Source organism: Sporosarcina sp. G11-34 (assembly GCF_026931025.1).
On sequence record NZ_JAHNZW010000002.1, the window covers coordinates 25437 to 42328 of the forward strand.

The following is a 16892-nucleotide window of genomic DNA, read 5'->3' on the forward strand; positions in this document are numbered from 1 at the left end:
AATTGCTCCAGTTGATTGGGGTTTTTGTTATTTGGGGGAGAAGTTGTATTCAATAATCAATCCCTTTTGAGTTTTCTGGTTATATGATAGTATAGACTTATTATGTAAGCTGGTTTTGCGTACGAGGGATTAAGTGATTATTATAGGTACCAGGCAAACAATAGTCCTGAAAACTTGAGATCCAAGGTGTCTTTTCCCTATTAATTTAAAAGGTAAGGACCATGAAGAATGTTGAATGATGAAGCATCAATCAAAATGAAATAATAAATGGGGGGGGAAAAGATGAGCGCTAGTTATAGTTTTGACTTGAAACGAATGCCTAAGGAATTAACATTATTAATTGAAATGCTGAAGACAACTAATGAAGATAACATCCAGTTAACGAATGACGAATTTTTAAAAGAGATTGATTGGGATCATTTTCTCCAATTAACGATGTATCATCGTGTGTACCCGTTAATTTACTTGAAATTTAAAGATCTAGAAAGTACATATATTCCTTCATTTGTTATTCAAACGCTTGAACAAGAATATAAAAAAAACACCTATGAGATGCTTAAATTGAGCGGAGAAATGGGGTACATAAGTGAATTGTTTAGGGAGAGTAATATTCGTTCTCTTTTTTTAAAGGGACCGGTTATTGCTTTGGATCTTTACGGGGATGTCTCCTTACGAACTTCTAAGGATTTAGATATACTAATTTCAATAAACGATCTCGATAAAGCAAGGGAAGTTCTTTTGAATTACGGATATGAAAGACAGGAATTACCTATCTTATTAGGGAAAATGCCAACAAAGGATGAAACCTATTTTCATCCCCAAAAGAGAGTTATACTGGAAATTCATTGGAAATTACATGATTACTCACCGAAGGAACCTAACTTCGAAGAATTGTGGAATAGAAAAAGGATAAAAAAACTTGGAAATTACCCTATCCATTTTATGGGCAAAGAGGATTTATTTTTATATTTGGTTGCCCATGGTGGAAAGCACGGATGGTTCCGTCTTCGTTGGCTGTTAGACATACATCAAATTATGAACAATCGGGTAAATACAGAAGACAATCCGGTCACACTAAAAAAATATCATTACCGCCATTTGGTGTGGGGAGTTAATTACTTAGGGCAAGCCCTTATTTTAGCATCCATGTTATTCCATACACCCATCAACAATGCAATGCAATCCGTAACCGAAAGAAACGGCGCTAAAAAATTGGCGAAAAAAACATTAATCCATCTTTCACGGCAAGCGCAATTAAAGTTTAGTCCGTCAGAAGAGTATTTGGATAAATCCCTTGGACACTATTTTTTTTCCGTTAAACCGAACAGTCAAAAGATTACACATATCTGGCGGTTATTCCACCCATCTACTAAGGATGTTGAAACCCTTAAGTTGCCTAAATCCCTTCGATTTATGTATAGACCGTTACGACCTTTTCTATGGGCATGGAGACAGACAAAGAAACGTTCAAAATGATCATACTGTGTTAAGAAATCGGACAAGTTAAATTGAGATTCTTAGGAATCCTTGTTTACTATTAAAGCATCGGGCTAACATTCGGTGCTTTTTTTGGTTTTGCAATGAGTATAGAAAGAAAAAGAGGGATATTTGCACGCTGACTATTCTCGTGGTGGAAAACTGAACTGTAAAGTGCATTAAAAAAAGGCGGTGATAGGATTCAGGAATCCTATCACCGCAAGTCAAATTTAGTTGGAGTTGGAATTGGAATAAGAACTGTTCGATCAATTATCATAATGCTAAATAGTAAAGATCATCTTCTTGTTCATACGTTAGGGGAATAATTTCACCATTATCGTTTACAAACACCATCTTATCCCGATGTAATTTTCCGCTAATAATGGAGAAGGAGTGATTATTATCTTGAAGCATTGGCTTTGCAAAATGAACAACATCGTGAATATAAGAAGATAAATCATTGTAATTGGTAAAAATATAATAGTTGTTCATCATATAAGCTTCGATTTTCATCACCTGCTCTTATCGAATTTGTGGGTAATTATGTATCTATTCGGCTTTAACGAGTGTATGAATGGCAATTGCAAAGTTATGGTTGAGGTAAACGCTATGCTCGATAAAGTTCCGTCTTCATTCTAGACTGGATAGAATTTTTGAAGTTCAAATAAACGACTGAATAGTCCGTTAATTGGATTATACTAAAATTAGGAACTTTTTCCAACGAATCTTTATACCTATTTCGAGAGGACATAAAGATTACTTTCCTGGAGATATACCTACTTTTTTTATTGGGTTTGTATGCTTTTTTATCTTTTTCGTTTCGCTCAATTGGCTAAATGAATTTTTAAGACAAAAAAACGCATTTAGTTTTATTATAAATACGTTAGGATCCTATTCATGATAGGGTCGTGAAGGGCGTATTCTTTTCCATAAAAAAACACCTCTTCTTGTATTTGATGGATGACACAGTCATTTACAAGAAAGGTGTTCTTTACTGGCCATAAAAATAAAATGCTTATTCGTATTCCTTTAATCCAGGCACGGTTTGCAGAAAAGCGATGAGCGCTATCTTTTCGGCTGTTTTGAGTTCGAGGCCTTGAAAAGTAGCTCATTCACATCCACGTCCAATGGATTTGCAGAAGAATAAACCGATTCTCTTGAAGGTTTATACCTATCTACTTACCTAATAAACCAAAAACATGAAAAGCAGTAGAATGGTATTGCAGAAAAAGCTGAATTTTATCAAATTAAGTCGTATTAACTATGTATCCTCTGTTTTCCTAATAACGAAAAAAGAACCATAAAGAAAACTGAGACTTCGTGTTGACGAAAAAGTCAAAAAAAGGTACAATGTGTTGTAATACAAAACAAAGGGCACTATGTGGAGGGATACTAGAATTGTTGGCTAACAACATTAAAAGATATCGAAAAATTGGAAATATTACTCAAGAGGAAATGGCGAAACAGATTGGTATTGGTCGAACAGCCCTATCAAGAATTGAAAATGGGGCATACTCTCCAAGTGGCAAGACGATGAAAAAAGTATCGGACTACTTTAATGTACCGATTGGCGATATTTTTTTTAATACCGATGTTTCGGAAAACGACACAAGGTCTATGTTGAGGGCTGATCAATATGATGAAACGTCAAGTGAAAATGGGTAAGTACCTTCTGTTCGTATGCATATCTACATACTAATTCCGCACTACGGGCAGGAAGGCATGACGTGAAAGATTGACGTTGTTTCGAACGATACGAAGCTGTCTATTTTCCTACAAAAGGATACATAGAAAAAATATATAATTGCTTAAACGGGGGGAGGGAATAATATGAGTGCAATCACCGGTATTTATCATTTAAATGGAGAACCAATAAATATCCAGTATGGTCGTGATTTGATGAAGGCCTTGCAGAAGTACCCCTCAGATGCGATTCAAACATGGCACACAGATCAAATTTTTCTTGGATGTCACGCACAATGGATTACCCCTGAATCTGTGGGGGAACAGCTCCCGTTTTACGATTATGAAAGGCAGTGTGCCATTACTTCAGATGCGCTTATCGATAATCGAAAAGAATTATTTGAGCGGTTACGAATTGAGCCGTCGGTTCAAAAGCACATCACGGACAGTGAACTCATTTTACGCGCTTACTATAAATGGCAAGATGATGCTCCGAAGTTTTTAGTAGGGGATTTTGCCTTTATGATTTGGGATCAGAAAAAACAAAGGCTTTTCGGGGCAAGAGATTTCTCTGGTAGTCGAACGCTCTATTATTACAAAAATCATGAGAAGTTTGCTTTTTGTACGATAATTGAGCCACTACTATCACTACCGTATATAGAGAAAAAACTAAATGAACAGTGGTTAGCGGAGTATTTGGCTCTACCTGGAATGGTGGATGCGATAGACGCCTCTTCAACACCTTATAAGAATATAGGACAAGTCCCGCCATCACATAGCATTTCAGTAGAGAAAAATAAAGTTACTGTGAAAAGATATTCTTATATCACGCAAGGAAAAAGACTGAAACTAAAATCTAATGAGGAATATGTCGAAGCCTTCCAAGATGTCTTTCGAGAAGCCGTGTCATGCCGTTTGAGGACGCATCGAAACGTTGGGTCTCAGTTGAGTGGGGGTCTGGATTCAGGAGCCGTTGTTGGATTTGCTGCAAAGCATCTACAAATGGGGAAAAAACGACTCCATACATTTAGTTCGATTCCTGCCCATGACTTTAAAGATTTTTCACCTAACTATTTATTAGCAGATGAAACACCCTATATACAGTCTACTGCAAAGTATGTTGGTGGTATTACCGAACATTATTGCAGTTTTGAGGGGAAAGATTCCTATTCCGAAATGAATGATTTTCTTAATATAATGGAGATGCCTTACAAGTTTTTTGAAAACTCTTTTTGGTTAAAAGGTATATTTGAGAAGGCACAAGAAGAAGACATAGGTGTATTGCTTAGTGGTGATCGGGGGAATTTTTCTATTTCTTGGGGAGATGCCTATGACTACTATTCTCTTCTTTTAAAGAAGTTAAGATGGGTTCATTTATATCAAGAATTAGATTATTTTAATGAAAAAGTGGGTGGATCCAGATCACGCAAACTACGAATTATTGCGAGAAGTGGTTTTCCTATACTTGATCGAATTTTCCCCCAGGAAATTGCTTACAAACTCCCTTCTTTGATCAATCCGGAGTTTGCAAAGCAAACCGGTGTTTATTCAAAGTTTAAAGAACAGGGCATTAACCAAGATGGATTGTATACCAATACAGATATCTTTGGTATAAGAAAGAAGCATTTTGAAGATGTTTTTCACTGGAATGCAAGTAGTACGCTAGCTACAAAACTTTCTTTACGTCACTCGGTGTGGAAGCGTGATCCAACCAATGATATACGCGTTATTCGTTTTTGTTTATCGCTTCCGGAAGGACAATATGTACAAAAAGGGATGGATCGTGCACTTGTTCGAAGAGCAACAAAAAATTACTTGCCCGATAACGTACGATTAAACCAACAAATTCACGGTGTTCAAGGAGCGGATTGGGTACATCGTATGATGCCAAATTGGGAAGGATTTACGGATGAGTTGCAAAAAATGAGTAAAGATAATTATGTAATGGAACTTTTAAATCCCCCAGTGATCAAGGCGGCACTCGAAAAGGTTAAGCAGACACCGAGACCGGAGTATGCAATAGATCCAGATTATAAAATTTTAATGCGTAGTTTAATTGTTTATCGGTTTATAAAAAAGTTTCTTTAAAGGAGGTGATACATATGAAAATGGAATGGGAAAAACCAGAATTAGAAGTGCTAGATGTAAATCAAACAATGCTAGGAACAGGTGGAACTCACACTGATGCTGCTTATGATGCAAAAACACCTTTGGACCAAATCACTTCCAGTTGATAGGTATGGAATTTCATCGAAAAGATGACAGAAAAAGACCTCTTTTTATCAAATGATAAAGAGGGGTCTCATCTTAATAGCAATAAAAAGCATACATCTGGCGTTAAATACGTCAAACAAAGGCTGAAAATCTAAATAGATGGAGGGCTAGATTAATACTATGATTAGCAATCTAAACAAAACAGCTTACAAAGCGTTCGGGTTAACAATTTGGAGTGAAATCCCTCTTCCTGAATTACCTTTCACAAATATAGATAGTAATGAAAGTGATGTTGTAATTGAAAAATCTGAAAAGGTTTTATTGGCGATGGAATTAGATCCGGAAGATGTCTTTGTCAGCAAGAAAGATCAGGTCCTGTTTCGCGTGCCTCAAGCGGGTATTTTCTTGATTGAGAATGGTAAAAGAATCGTATATACACCATTTGACGGGGCTGATGAAGATGAAATCCGCCTTTATATCCTAGGTACTTGTATGGGAGCAATTTTATTGCAACGAAAAATCCTTCCGTTACATGGGAGTGCGATTGCTATAGATGGGAAGGCTTATGCCATTGTAGGTGATTCTGGTGCAGGGAAATCTACTCTTGCTTCTGCATTCTTAAAAAAAGGTTATGAATTATTGAGTGATGATGTGATACCGGTAACCTTGAATCATGCGAACGTGCCAATTGTAACGCCGGCATATCCCCAACAAAAACTATGGTTGGAAAGCTTGCAGCATTTCGGAATGAAATCTACTCATTATCAACCGCTTTTTGTTAGGGATACGAAATTCGCTATTCCTGTTGAATCGCAGTTCGCTACCGAACCAATGCCGCTTGCCGGGATATTCGAATTAGTTAAAGGGGATCAGCAGAAGATTACCATTCAACCTATTGAAAATATGCAACGGTTTCATAAATTATATACCCATACTTATCGCAATTTTTTTATGCTAGATTCTGGTTTAATGGAGTGGCATTTTGAAATGTCTTCGAAAATGATGAACAAAATACACTTTCATCAAATTCAGCGACCGAACGAACGTTTTACAGCTAATGAGTTAGTCGAACTTATATTAACAACACTAAAGGTGGAGGGAAACATACATGACCAAAATTCAACAAGAACTAAAGAATTCATTGTTTAATCAAAAACAAGGAAACATTGTAAGTGATATGGATGGCGAAAAAGTGATGTTAAGTATTCAAAGCGGAAAATATTATAATCTAGGAAAATTAGGTGGGGTGATCTGGGAACTTATGAAAGAACCCATTTCAATTGAAAAAATGGTTGCAACCTTACAGTCGCGCTATGACGTTGGGCAAACTGAGTGTGAGGAACAAGTTACTGCCTTTTTGAATCAAATGCTTGAAGAAGGATTAATTAACGAAAACTAGTCGATCCATAACTTTCTCTTTAGGAGGAAACAATGAGCATATTAAAAAGCGTACGTACTTTTTTAAGATTAAATATGAAAACCAAATTGCTACTTATTGAGGCTTACTTTCATTTAGGGAGGGCGCGTTATCTCAAGAGCATCCCATTTTCTAAATTGGCTCCTTCTCTCGGTGAAGAAATGAAAGAGACATCTTTTTCTCCTATTCCATCGAACAAAGGAGAGTTAGCGCGTATATCGAAAGCCATTCATCTTATGAGTCGCTATACTTTGTGGGAAAGCCAATGCCTTACGAAGGCAATCGCCGGCATGAAAATGCTCGAAAAAAGAAATATTGAAAGCACCCTTTACCTAGGTACCGCGAAAGATGAAAAGGGAGCGTTTATTGCACACGCATGGTTACGTAGTGGTTCTTTTTATGTATCGGGTGCTGAAGTGATGGACAGGTTTACAGTTGTTGCGAAATTTGCCAAAGAAACGAACAGAAATAGGCTGGAAGAATAACATGGATGATGTTTCTAGTGTTTTCATTAAGCCATTTTAATACGTTTGGGCTGCATATTTGGCTTAGGCGCTGTAAACCATTCCGTTTCACTCCCGGTTCCACATGTCGCTGAATTGCTTTTCCTATCCCGAAGTTTACCTTGCTTTATCCCCCTCTTGATTTCTTACCTCGAATAAACAGGCTTTGTTGTCGTTACAAAATTTAAGTGAAACATGGAACTAAGGCCTATGATTGGAGGATCTGATTTTGAAGCATCTTTTACACTTTACAAAACAAATACATACTCATTCTGGGAAGATACTTTATATCAATCTTATTTGTATGATGTTAATCGGCCTATTGGAGAGCGTAGGGATTTTTTTATTACTCCCATTGATTGGTTTAACAGGCATCATGGATATAAGCACAGAAGAAATTTCTTTTTTAAGTTGGATGACTGGATTATTTTCAGGAATTCCCGAAACGATCAGTCTTATCATCATATTGGGTATTTACGTACTGTTAATGGTGGGGCAAAGTATCTTTAAAAGGAATCAAACAATCTTAGGTGCGAAAATTCAACAAGGTTTTATTAGACAATTAAGAGAAGAAACGTATAGAAGTTTGCTTCAAGCCAATTGGGGATTTTATCTTAAAAAAAGGAAATCCGACATTATTAATATTATGACAAATGAAATGTTTAATGTAAGTGCTGGTATTTATTTATTTTTACAGTTTTTGTCTTCGCTCGTTTTTATGTGCATTCAAATCGCGATAGCGTTTTATTTATCCGTTAAAATGACAAGTTTCATTTTATTTTTTGGGTTCATCCTTATCCTTTTTTCGAAAAAGTTTATTAAAGGGTCTCAATCTTTAGGCAAGGAATCCTTTGAGTTAACACAAACCTATTTAGCGGGTATCACGGATCACTTTAACGGGATTAAGGATATTAAAAGTAATTCATTAGAGGAATCTCATTTGGATTGGTTTTTCTCTTTAACTAAAAGGATAGAGCAAAATAGGATTAAATTAACCGCTTTAAATACAACCTCACAAATGATCTTCAAAATGGTTTCTGCTATTTTAATTGCCATTTTTGTGTTTTTTTCCATCAAGATGTTTGCGGCGCAGCCGGCACAAATCATGTTAATTATGATTATCTTTACGAGGTTATGGCCAAGAATTACAAGTATTCAATCTAATTTAGAGCAACTAGGCGCCACGATTCCATCTCTTAAAGCACTATTGGATTTACAAAATGAAAGTTTAGAAGCGAGAGAGTTACATAACCGAAATTTTAAAAACGTTAAGCCAATGGAAATTAAATATGGGTTACATTGTCGGAACGTTTACTTTAAGTACAATCCAAATGAGGATACGTACGCTTTGAAAAATATAAATGTGCACATACCAGCTAACCGGATGACAGCTATAGTAGGAGGATCAGGGGCCGGGAAAAGTACTTTAATTGATATGTTAATGGGATTAAATCAAGCGGAGCATGGAGTGGTCACCGTTGATCATGAACCTCTTACGACGGATAACATAGTATCACTAAGGAAATCGATTAGTTATATTCCGCAGGATCCATTTCTTTTTAACGCAACGATTAGAGAAAATTTAATGATTATTGATGGGAATGCAAGTGAAGAAACCATTTGGGAAGCTTTAGAGTTTTCCGTAGCTGCTGATTTCGTAAGAAAGCTTCCACAAGGTCTGGATACACTCATAGGTGATCGAGGAATTCGACTATCGGGTGGGGAAAGGCAGCGTCTCGTATTAGCGAGAGCCATTTTACGGAAACCGTCAATCCTTGTTTTAGATGAAGCAACAAGTGCATTAGACGTAGAGAATGAAGCGAAGATTCAAGGTGCAATCGAAAGATTAAAAGGAACGATGACAATTATCGTCATTGCCCATCGCTTATCTACGATTCGTAATGCGGATCAGGTATTAGTAATGGATGAGGGAGAAATTATTCAAGCGGGTGAATATGACCGGTTAGCACGAGAAAAAGAGGGCGTGTTTGGCAACCTATTGGATATCCAAATGCAAACCAATAGGTGATATGAAGGATAAATGAGTTATTGGAAAAAGGCTAAGAACCTCGTTCTTGGCCTTTTGATTTAAAGTTTAACTTTATTTAGGACTATTCATTTCCGACATTGTTTGTAAAAAGGCGATGAGAGCTACTTTATCCACTTTTTTGAGTTCGTTCCCTTGAAAGGTTACCGACATCTCCATAATGTTCTCTAGTGCAAATTGCTCGTGGAGTGTTGAATGATTGCTGGAATGACTGTATTCTTGCATCTCTATTGTTTTGGATTGCTCAGGAAGAAAACCGGCGAGCATTAATAGTTCATTCACATCTGTCTCTAATGGTTTTGCAAGAGAATAAATAGATTCCCTCGAAGGATTATACCTACCTTTTTCCAAAGAGGCGATAAAAGAGTAACTTAAGTGTGATTGTTCGGCTAAACTTCTTAAAGTTAATTTTTTTTCCTTGCGTAATTTCCGAATTTGAATTCCGAATTTATTCACTTACTTTTCATCTCCATTTTCATAGACATATGATTACCAATAAAGCGTCTAATTCAATTATAAACTAAACGCATGAACAATAATATGAAAAAGATGGAATTTGTCGAATTAAGTCGTATGGGTTCACTTTTCCGGATGAAACTTCCAATTTCCACTTTATTTTTAGCTACCTATTAACTTTCTTCAGTAGTGTGACTAAGTGAAACCATTTACAATAAGAACATGTGGGTCTTTTGACGGATATATAACTAATTATGAATCTTCAGTATAATTGTACCGTTAGAACTATACCATTAGCACTATCAATAGTGTATCCTTAATTCAAGACATATAATAAGTATATATTTATTAGGTTATGTCACCAATCTTGCTGCAATTATATTTCATGGGTTAATTGAATTCAGATGAATGAAGCACGTCTAAATTGATGAAAAGAAGGTGTTGAAAATGAAAGCTTATTTGCTAAACGACTATTATATATTTACCGACTATAGTGACTTATCATTTCATATGCACGATGTCGTTCATTTTTCAAAACCGAAACTTCAAAATAGTAGTCATTCCTTCTCTGTTGTCACTGGAAAATTCGATCGGGATAATATGGTATTTTTAAAAGATCAAGGTGAAAGTATTTCCATAGGTTATGAACAAGAATATGACCTTTACTATTCACTAGTACATGAATAAGATTGTCAAGTCGAGTGTAGTAAGTAGTCTATGACAATTCCAGATTCAGATGCCCAATAGGTATAGATAAACTTCAGCAGCCGCCTTTAGAAATAGAAGCAGCTGCTTTTTACGATTTAACTTATATCGATGTTTTCCACGATTTCACATGCATTCGTTGGTGTCGGGTAGCAGACGTATACGCAAGACAACTTGCCGTCATTAGTATTAATCCTCGTAAAATCCAATGTGTGAGCGTATACTAAATACTCTTTTCGAACTGTGAAATCAATACCACATGACGCTGAATCATTGCCAGTGAATACGGAAACATTTGCGCTGTCGACCCCTTTCCATATCTCTCCCACTTTGAAATGAATTGTTTTTCCGTTAGCTCCCTTATTATTTTCAACTTCCATGGCTTCTCCACTAAAAACAGCAGTCGCTTCGGATAGGGCTACATCTGCAGGCGGTGGGGGCATACATGAACATGCCGCTGTAGGTATTGGTTTAAAATATACGACTAGAAGAACTATAAGCAAGAATGGAATTATACGTACGCTCTTTTTCATAAGAATTCCTCTTTTCCTTCGATTTATTATTAGTTCGTTTTGCGAGTGAACTAGTTTCAATGTTTAAAAAGTAAAGTCGATGCTTATGTACCAAACAGATTAAATAATAAACGACAGATCCGACGTCGAGAGTCGTCTCGACATGTTTATTCTTAATACTCTTAAACTCTTTAGTTATTGGTAGGGGCAAAGTGCCATGTGTAGACGGGGCAATCTGCACCTCTCCTTCGGGTGAATTTTGCTTCGATGGTAAGGGCATTTTGCGTTGTCAGGTCATGCAAAGTGGCAGCCCCGTATTTAACGGGGGAGCGACGAACCATATCAAGAAGAGCCCGGTTAGTTGGGTTCATAGCGTCCCAATGTGTGGGTACATGTTGTCTTGTCGCAGCGTCTAACTCATTGTTGTTTGTGAAGTATGCGTATTCGGATAGGTAAGTTGTCATTTGGAAAATCCCTTTTATTCTTTACATAGAAGAACGAAAGACTTTAGTGGACATTTTGTGAAATGATATTTGCTATTAATAGAGTGGGCTCTATCAGATGAAATCACACCTCTCCACGGATTGGGATTGGGGTTTTGTCATTTCGGGGGTGAAGATAGGAAATAGTTATTCCAAATTACTGAGTGGATATTTTAATCAGCGCCGGTACGCTTTTTGGTGTGGAAGCATAGTTTTGGTAACTATTGTAGATAATAAAAAAGATTGCTAATTAACTACTTGTAAATGGGCAAGCTGTACAGAATGCCGTTGAAGTGAGGGGTTGTTGTATTATGTTTTTAGCGCCTTTATTAACTTTTTTATGTGCGGCTTTCATATTAATTGCGACTTGTACTTCTAATGCGCATGACTTTTTATATCTTCATATCGTGAAATTTAAGTTTGAATCGGCCCCTTTATTTTCCGATCTGTTTATTATTAGTGATATTCATTTGACTAGTGAATTTTATTTGATCCAAAAGATTGGGCATATGGCGGCATTCGGGTTATTGTATTTATTCCTTTTTCATTGGATCAAAAAACCTCGACTTGCATTCTTTTGTTGCGGGCTCTTCGCATTTACGACAGAAGTGTTGCAACTATACTTTAACCGTAATGGTAGGCTCTTTGACGTGGGGATAGATTTGGTCGGTATCTTTTTAGCCTATTTACTTAGTAGAATTTTTATTGGAAAAACGGGTGCATGATATTATTGGAATTCATGAGTATTCTTAATTTGAGTTTACTTAAGAACCAAATGATTAGTGGGGGACTATAAGTATGGCAGTTCATATGATTATAGGTGTTACGGTAGGGACCGAGAAAATAATTGAAACACTAGAAAGGCGAGGGGCGGCTTATATTTTCGTTTTAGACGAAGATCACCAAGGACCGCCTGTTGACGTTGGTCGAGTTACCTATTACTCGACCGAAGACGCAATCGATCTACATAGGCGCTACCCAGGTTTGAAGCTCCACTACTATCGAAATAAGTTCCCCGTTATGAATCTAGACCGCTTTGAATTTGGGGGCTAAATTCATTAGTCCGTCCCCTTTTTTAATGATTTTTAATTTATGTCTCCTTTTTACGTGACGGGTCCTATATAGGGGGCAATAGCCAATTAGAGCACACGGATTATAAAAGGGGACTACATATGGAAAATTGGGGTGGATTCGAGTGGTTTATTACTAAGTAGGAATTGAACGGAGCGGCCTATGTCGATATCAATTTTTTTCACATAAAAAAATCCTCCAATAATAAAGTCATTCCTACACTTCCAATCTATCTCTATTAGAAATAGACTATCCGTGAAAACTGGGGAATTTTAAACCGTTATTATTGAGGATTTTAACACCGATATTCACAAAAGTGATGAATTGTTTTGAATATGTCGCGCACAGGTACCTATTTTTATTTATCCAAACAAGCCCGCGGCAATTTTTTTCGCCGCTACAATATCCTTCGTCCCGTGTACGAGCATTCGTCCGTCTCGAAAAAGAACGAGTCGATGTCCGTCGTATTCACAAGCGAGCAAATGCGGGTTAGAGATGAGTTTTGACACAGTCCCACGAATGGATTCAGCGAAAGAACCGAGTTCAAACTGCCGACCCTCTGGCCATGATAGTTGGACAGTGTCGCGTCCGCAAAGTACTGCTGTCCGCATCGAATTTTGGGCCGAAAGAAATGGATAGGTGGGATTCATAGAACAGCTCGGACAACTATCCTTCTTCAACTTGCTGACATCGATCGACGCACGTTCACCCGTCCACAAGTCCGTAGACTCAAGTTTCGGTGGAAATTGAGTACCGGTTACATATTTGAGTACGTCCGCAACTTGGCGTGCAGCTGTTGTGACGACGATTGGGCTAATGACGCCAACTGTGTCACACGTCATCGTCTGTGCGGGTAATGTTTCAAGCAAACAGTGAAGACAAGGTTGTCCTTCTTTAATGCCAATCGGGAAGGTCAGCCCGTAACTGCCGACGCAAGCCCCCATGAAAAAGGGGATGCCCCCGAGCTTTAACGCTGCATCGTTGGCAAGAAGCCGGATTTCGATATTATCCGTTCCATCTACAATAAAATCATGCCCCCGAATCAAATCCAGTACATTATCACTCGTCACATCAACGACGATCCCAGTTACATCAACATCGCTATTAATAGCGGTCAATCGTTTTTCCGCCGCCGCCGCTTTCGGCAACTGATCGATGACGTCTTGTTCGGTGTACAGTTGTTGGCGGTGTAAATTGGTCCAGTCAATAATATCGCGGTCGACAATTGTGATACGTCCGATACCGGCGCGGGCGAGCATTTCGCCGGCAGAAGAGCCAAGTGCACCAGCCCCGAGGATGAATACACTTGCCCCGCGAATTAACGCCTGTCCTTCTTCGCCAATTGGATTGAATAGTTCTTGACGTGAATATCGTTCGTTCAATTTGGCAGCAACCCTTCCATCGGGCTACTTGCGACCGCATAATCACGTTCAGGCATCCGTCCAGCTTCATACCCAAGGCGTCCCGCTTCAATGGCGAGTTTCATCGCGATCGCCATTTTTACAGGATCCATCGCTTCCGATACGGCTGTATTTAATAACACGGCATCCGCACCAAGTTCCATCGCATAGGCCGCGTCTTTCGGGGAGCCGATACCGGCATCGATAATAACAGGCACATTGGATTGTTCTATAATGAAGGACAAGTTTAACGGGTTCAAAATGCCTCGTCCTGATCCAATTGGGGATGCACCGGGCATAATCGCGTGAACACCCATCTCACATAATCGGCGGGCAAGAACGACATCATCCGACGTATACGGTAGCACGATGAATCCTTCCTCAAGAAGCATTTCGGTCGCGCGCAATGTCTCAACAGGATCTGGCAATAACGAGTGATCACATCCGATAATTTCGACTTTCACCATGTCACATAGTCCAGAAGCTTTCGCAAGTTTCGCGATGCGCACAGCTTCTTCTGCTGTTTTCGCACCCGCCGTATTTGGCAATAATGTATACTTCGACAAGTCAAGTTGTTCAAGGAAATTTGGTTGCGAAGGTTCAAATATGTTCATCCGTCTCACCGCAAACGTCAAAATTTCCGACTCTGAAACACGAACCGCTTCTTTCTGTGTTTCAAATGATGGGTATTTTCCAGTCCCTAATAATAATCGTGATGAAAATGTTTTATCCGCAATTTTTAGCATGGTCATCCTCCTCCTACAAAGTGAATAATTTCGATTTGATCCCGATCCTTAATTGGCTTGTCATAAGCTTCTTTTGCAACAATCTCTTTATTTAATTCGACGATGAGAATTCGGTCTGCGAGTGTAAGGTTTTCAAGTAACTGTTGAACGTTCTCAACCGCCGACGGTATTTCATGCGAATTGCCATTCAAATTAATTGTAATCGTCATAAAAAATTCCCCCTTTTAGCATTCATTGCATCATAATAGGATTTTGCAGCTGTGATTACGTTGTCGCTTCCGAAAATCGACGACATAACTGCAACACCTGTTACCCCCAAATCTTCAATATGGCTCGGTTTAATTCCCCCGATTGCATAAACAGGAATTGCAAGTGCTGAAATAATTTTGTTTAGTTCATCTGTTCCGCGTGGTTGTAAACGTGCTTTCGAGCTAGTTTCATATAAATGGCCGTACAAAACCCAGTCTGCCCCTTCACTCATAGCTGTTTTAGCTTCATCATATGAATGAACAGATTTGCCAAATGACAGCGAAGGGAAGTGGTCCTTTAAAAGTGGCAACGGCAATCCATGTCCGGGCAGTTGCACTTTGTGAATGTTTGTAAGAAAAGCAAGATCCGCACGCCCGTGCACGATTATTTTTGTTTGGTCAAAACCTTCCAGCTCTAGCTTTCGGATTAACTCAAACACTTCGCGATCCGTTTTTGATTTCTCACGCAAGATAACCGCGTCGATATACGGTTCAATCGCAAGAAGTGTCTCCGCCAATTTGTGAATGGACATTCGATCATCAGTAACGGCAATTAGTTTCACGTCGTTCCTCCTTTGAATACAAAAAGACCACTCTCCCGGTAGGAAAGTGGTCTGTCATAGGCAAAGTTTGCACTTGTAGGAAGACGCGCCACATCCCTCCGCAGGTACAAACCTGTTCAGGTAATAAGGGTATCGGAGTTAAACTCGTCTCTCAGTCCTTTAAAAGGATTCCCCTAATGGTCAAATTAGTATGAAGTTTTTGATAACTCTCTTCATAATTAGCATAGCACAATAAGTTGACGAATGAAAGGGTGCGCTAAATTTCAGGTACCTTTCACTACTAGAAACAAATATAAATAATTTACACGAGAAAAATGCCCTGCATTTCTGCAAGGCATGGGGGAAAGTTATGAAGATGGTGGTTCACTGGTCGTACTATTTATAGTCGCTGAAGTATCGTAAGCAACTAGGGTAAAGCCAAGCTTATTTTCAAGTTCGTTAATTTCCTGAAGCTGTTCACTGTCAAGGCGTGCAAATTTATTACTTTCTGACATATCTCTCACCCTTTCTATTAAGGTTAGTGTATCCAGCATAAAAAGGAATATACAAAAAAGGATGCGGTTTTTGTTAAGGTAGTTTTCGCATATCAATCTTTTTCTAGATTAAGTTTCAGGTACCGAAGCGAAAGTACTCCGGTTAATTGGGGTTTTTTATTATTTTGGGGTAAGCGTAAAATAGGTGTGGATTATTTTACGCTTACGCTCAATTTAGCGAAACGAAAAAATAATGAGCATAATGAATAAAGTTTTCGTCTCCTTTTTACGTGACGGGTCCTATATAGGGGTGACCGTGTCGTTGACATGGGGGAATTAATTAAAAATACGAATAACTACTGACTAAGTCAAAGGTTTTAGAAATCCTCATTGACAATAGATTCCTTATAGTTTAAAGTAATAGTTAGTCAATTGAATATATTCTAAATTCTTATCGAGAGAGGTAGAGGGACTGGCCCTATGATACCTCGGCAACAGACTTTGTAGTACTGTGCTAATTCCAGCAAGCGAAAGCTTGGAAGATAAGAAGAGTAAAGAAATCGAATCATCGAATCTTTTAACCTCTTCTTATTTATGGAAGTGGTTTTTATTTTGTATAAATAAACCAATCTATTTTATTGGAAACAGAGTAGAATTTTATAAAAGAATAGCAACCCCCTTATTAAGAGAGGTAGAGGGACTGACCCGATGATGCCTCAGCAACCAGCAATATGTATTGCATGGTGCTAATTTCAGAAGAATACATTGTATTCTAAAGATGAGACTGGCGTGACGACAAATGCCCTTCTCTCATCTTATTTGGGAGAAGGGCATTTTGTTTGATAATGATAAAATGGGATAGTTATCGGATTAAAGCCAATTAAACAAATAGGTAT

Annotated in this window: 19 protein-coding genes and 3 riboswitches; of the genes, 11 read left to right on the top strand and 8 right to left on the bottom strand. The window is 38.1% G+C overall.

What is annotated here, in order from left to right:
- Positions 1–282: 282 nt before the first annotated feature.
- Entirely contained in the window at positions 283–1476 is a 1194-nt protein-coding gene (locus KSU66_RS02245; RefSeq protein ID WP_269049796.1) for a nucleotidyltransferase domain-containing protein, read from the top strand.
- Positions 1477–1749: 273 nt separating this feature from the next.
- Here KSU66_RS02245 and KSU66_RS02250 read toward each other — a convergent pair whose 3' ends face one another.
- On the bottom strand, positions 1750–1989 hold the full coding sequence (locus tag KSU66_RS02250; RefSeq protein WP_269049797.1) for a hypothetical protein: 240 nt from the start codon (positions 1987–1989) through the stop codon (positions 1750–1752).
- An 888-nt stretch (positions 1990–2877) separates the two neighbouring features.
- Here KSU66_RS02250 and KSU66_RS02255 point away from each other — a divergent pair.
- The 7 genes from KSU66_RS02255 to KSU66_RS02285 all read left to right on the top strand — a co-directional run bounded on the left by KSU66_RS02255 (position 2878) and on the right by KSU66_RS02285 (position 9322).
- Positions 2878–3141 (top strand): helix-turn-helix transcriptional regulator, encoded by a 264-nt coding sequence (locus KSU66_RS02255; protein WP_269049798.1) that lies wholly within the window; start codon positions 2878–2880, stop codon positions 3139–3141.
- Positions 3142–3306: 165 nt separating this feature from the next.
- Complete coding sequence (locus KSU66_RS02260; protein ID WP_269049799.1) at positions 3307–5247, top strand: lasso peptide isopeptide bond-forming cyclase; 1941 nt, start codon at positions 3307–3309, stop codon at positions 5245–5247.
- A gap of 14 nt (positions 5248–5261) precedes the next feature.
- Positions 5262–5393, top strand: coding sequence for a paeninodin family lasso peptide (locus tag KSU66_RS02265; RefSeq protein ID WP_269049800.1), 132 nt, complete (start codon positions 5262–5264; stop codon positions 5391–5393).
- 160 nt (positions 5394–5553) lie between these two features.
- Positions 5554–6522 carry an aldolase gene (locus KSU66_RS02270; RefSeq protein ID WP_269049801.1) on the top strand — a complete coding sequence of 323 codons (969 nt, stop codon included), beginning with the start codon at positions 5554–5556 and terminating at the stop codon, positions 6520–6522.
- Complete coding sequence (locus tag KSU66_RS02275) at positions 6482–6772, top strand: lasso peptide biosynthesis PqqD family chaperone (protein ID WP_269049802.1); 291 nt, start codon at positions 6482–6484, stop codon at positions 6770–6772. Before KSU66_RS02270 ends, KSU66_RS02275 begins: the two co-directional genes overlap by 41 nt.
- A 32-nt stretch (positions 6773–6804) precedes the next feature.
- Entirely contained in the window at positions 6805–7275 is a 471-nt protein-coding gene (locus KSU66_RS02280) for a lasso peptide biosynthesis B2 protein (RefSeq protein WP_269049803.1), read from the top strand.
- A gap of 247 nt (positions 7276–7522) precedes the next feature.
- Complete coding sequence (locus KSU66_RS02285) at positions 7523–9322, top strand: ABC transporter ATP-binding protein (RefSeq protein ID WP_269049804.1); 1800 nt, start codon at positions 7523–7525, stop codon at positions 9320–9322.
- A 72-nt stretch (positions 9323–9394) separates the two neighbouring features.
- Here the strand turns inward: KSU66_RS02285 and KSU66_RS02290 are convergent, their stop codons facing one another.
- Entirely contained in the window at positions 9395–9796 is a 402-nt protein-coding gene (locus KSU66_RS02290) for a helix-turn-helix domain-containing protein (protein ID WP_269049805.1), read from the bottom strand.
- A 447-nt stretch (positions 9797–10243) separates the two neighbouring features.
- Here KSU66_RS02290 and KSU66_RS02295 point away from each other — a divergent pair, with 447 nt between their 5' ends.
- Positions 10244–10483 (top strand): hypothetical protein, encoded by a 240-nt coding sequence (locus tag KSU66_RS02295; RefSeq protein WP_269049806.1) that lies wholly within the window; start codon positions 10244–10246, stop codon positions 10481–10483.
- A 116-nt stretch (positions 10484–10599) separates the two neighbouring features.
- Here the strand turns inward: KSU66_RS02295 and KSU66_RS02300 are convergent, their stop codons facing one another.
- Positions 10600–11034 (bottom strand): hypothetical protein, encoded by a 435-nt coding sequence (locus KSU66_RS02300; RefSeq protein ID WP_269049807.1) that lies wholly within the window; start codon positions 11032–11034, stop codon positions 10600–10602.
- Between the two features lie 868 nt (positions 11035–11902).
- On the opposite strand from KSU66_RS02300, the gene KSU66_RS02305 reads away from it, so the two are divergent.
- Both KSU66_RS02305 and KSU66_RS02310 read left to right on the top strand, forming a co-directional pair.
- A complete protein-coding gene (locus KSU66_RS02305) occupies positions 11903–12220 on the top strand; it encodes a VanZ family protein (RefSeq protein WP_269049808.1) in 318 nt (105 codons plus the stop codon).
- Positions 12221–12293: 73 nt separating this feature from the next.
- Positions 12294–12548, top strand: coding sequence for a hypothetical protein (locus KSU66_RS02310; RefSeq protein WP_269049809.1), 255 nt, complete (start codon positions 12294–12296; stop codon positions 12546–12548).
- Between the two features lie 380 nt (positions 12549–12928).
- On the opposite strand, the gene KSU66_RS02315 is transcribed toward KSU66_RS02310, so the two are convergent.
- From KSU66_RS02315 to KSU66_RS02335, 5 genes are all read right to left on the bottom strand, one after another.
- Entirely contained in the window at positions 12929–13948 is a 1020-nt protein-coding gene (locus tag KSU66_RS02315; protein ID WP_269049810.1) for a ThiF family adenylyltransferase, read from the bottom strand.
- A complete protein-coding gene (locus KSU66_RS02320) occupies positions 13945–14718 on the bottom strand; it encodes a thiazole synthase (RefSeq protein WP_269049811.1) in 774 nt (257 codons plus the stop codon). Before KSU66_RS02320 ends, KSU66_RS02315 begins: the two co-directional genes overlap by 4 nt.
- The gene (gene thiS / locus KSU66_RS02325) at positions 14715–14921 is read right to left on the bottom strand and encodes a sulfur carrier protein ThiS (RefSeq protein ID WP_269049812.1); all 207 of its coding nucleotides are present in this window, start codon (positions 14919–14921) and stop codon (positions 14715–14717) included. Before thiS ends, KSU66_RS02320 begins: the two co-directional genes overlap by 4 nt.
- Positions 14918–15523, bottom strand: coding sequence for a thiamine phosphate synthase (locus tag KSU66_RS02330; protein WP_269049813.1), 606 nt, complete (start codon positions 15521–15523; stop codon positions 14918–14920). The genes thiS and KSU66_RS02330 overlap by 4 nt, the downstream gene beginning before the upstream one ends.
- A gap of 76 nt (positions 15524–15599) precedes the next feature.
- Positions 15600–15708, bottom strand: a riboswitch (TPP riboswitch).
- 162 nt (positions 15709–15870) lie between these two features.
- On the bottom strand, positions 15871–16017 hold the full coding sequence (locus KSU66_RS02335; RefSeq protein ID WP_269049814.1) for a hypothetical protein: 147 nt from the start codon (positions 16015–16017) through the stop codon (positions 15871–15873).
- A 427-nt stretch (positions 16018–16444) separates the two neighbouring features.
- Positions 16445–16545, top strand: a riboswitch (SAM riboswitch).
- Between the two features lie 127 nt (positions 16546–16672).
- A riboswitch (SAM riboswitch) is annotated at positions 16673–16781 on the top strand.
- Positions 16782–16892 lie beyond the last annotated feature (111 nt).

Bases quoted from the DNA above. Each gene is read 5' to 3' on its own strand.
- KSU66_RS02245 (WP_269049796.1), top strand. From the start codon at position 283: ATGAGCGCTAGTTATAGTTTTGACTTGAAACGAATGCCTAAGGAATTA.
- KSU66_RS02250 (WP_269049797.1), bottom strand. From the start codon at position 1,989: ATGAAAATCGAAGCTTATATGATGAACAACTATTATATTTTTACCAAT.
- KSU66_RS02260 (WP_269049799.1), top strand. From the start codon at position 3,307: ATGAGTGCAATCACCGGTATTTATCATTTAAATGGAGAACCAATAAAT.
- KSU66_RS02265 (WP_269049800.1), top strand. From the start codon at position 5,262: ATGAAAATGGAATGGGAAAAACCAGAATTAGAAGTGCTAGATGTAAAT.
- KSU66_RS02270 (WP_269049801.1), top strand. From the start codon at position 5,554: ATGATTAGCAATCTAAACAAAACAGCTTACAAAGCGTTCGGGTTAACA.
- KSU66_RS02275 (WP_269049802.1), top strand. From the start codon at position 6,482: ATGACCAAAATTCAACAAGAACTAAAGAATTCATTGTTTAATCAAAAA.
- KSU66_RS02280 (WP_269049803.1), top strand. From the start codon at position 6,805: ATGAGCATATTAAAAAGCGTACGTACTTTTTTAAGATTAAATATGAAA.
- KSU66_RS02295 (WP_269049806.1), top strand. From the start codon at position 10,244: ATGAAAGCTTATTTGCTAAACGACTATTATATATTTACCGACTATAGT.
- KSU66_RS02300 (WP_269049807.1), bottom strand. From the start codon at position 11,034: ATGAAAAAGAGCGTACGTATAATTCCATTCTTGCTTATAGTTCTTCTA.
- KSU66_RS02310 (WP_269049809.1), top strand. From the start codon at position 12,294: ATGGCAGTTCATATGATTATAGGTGTTACGGTAGGGACCGAGAAAATA.
- KSU66_RS02320 (WP_269049811.1), bottom strand. From the start codon at position 14,718: ATGACCATGCTAAAAATTGCGGATAAAACATTTTCATCACGATTATTA.
- thiS (WP_269049812.1), bottom strand. From the start codon at position 14,921: ATGACGATTACAATTAATTTGAATGGCAATTCGCATGAAATACCGTCG.
- KSU66_RS02335 (WP_269049814.1), bottom strand. From the start codon at position 16,017: ATGTCAGAAAGTAATAAATTTGCACGCCTTGACAGTGAACAGCTTCAG.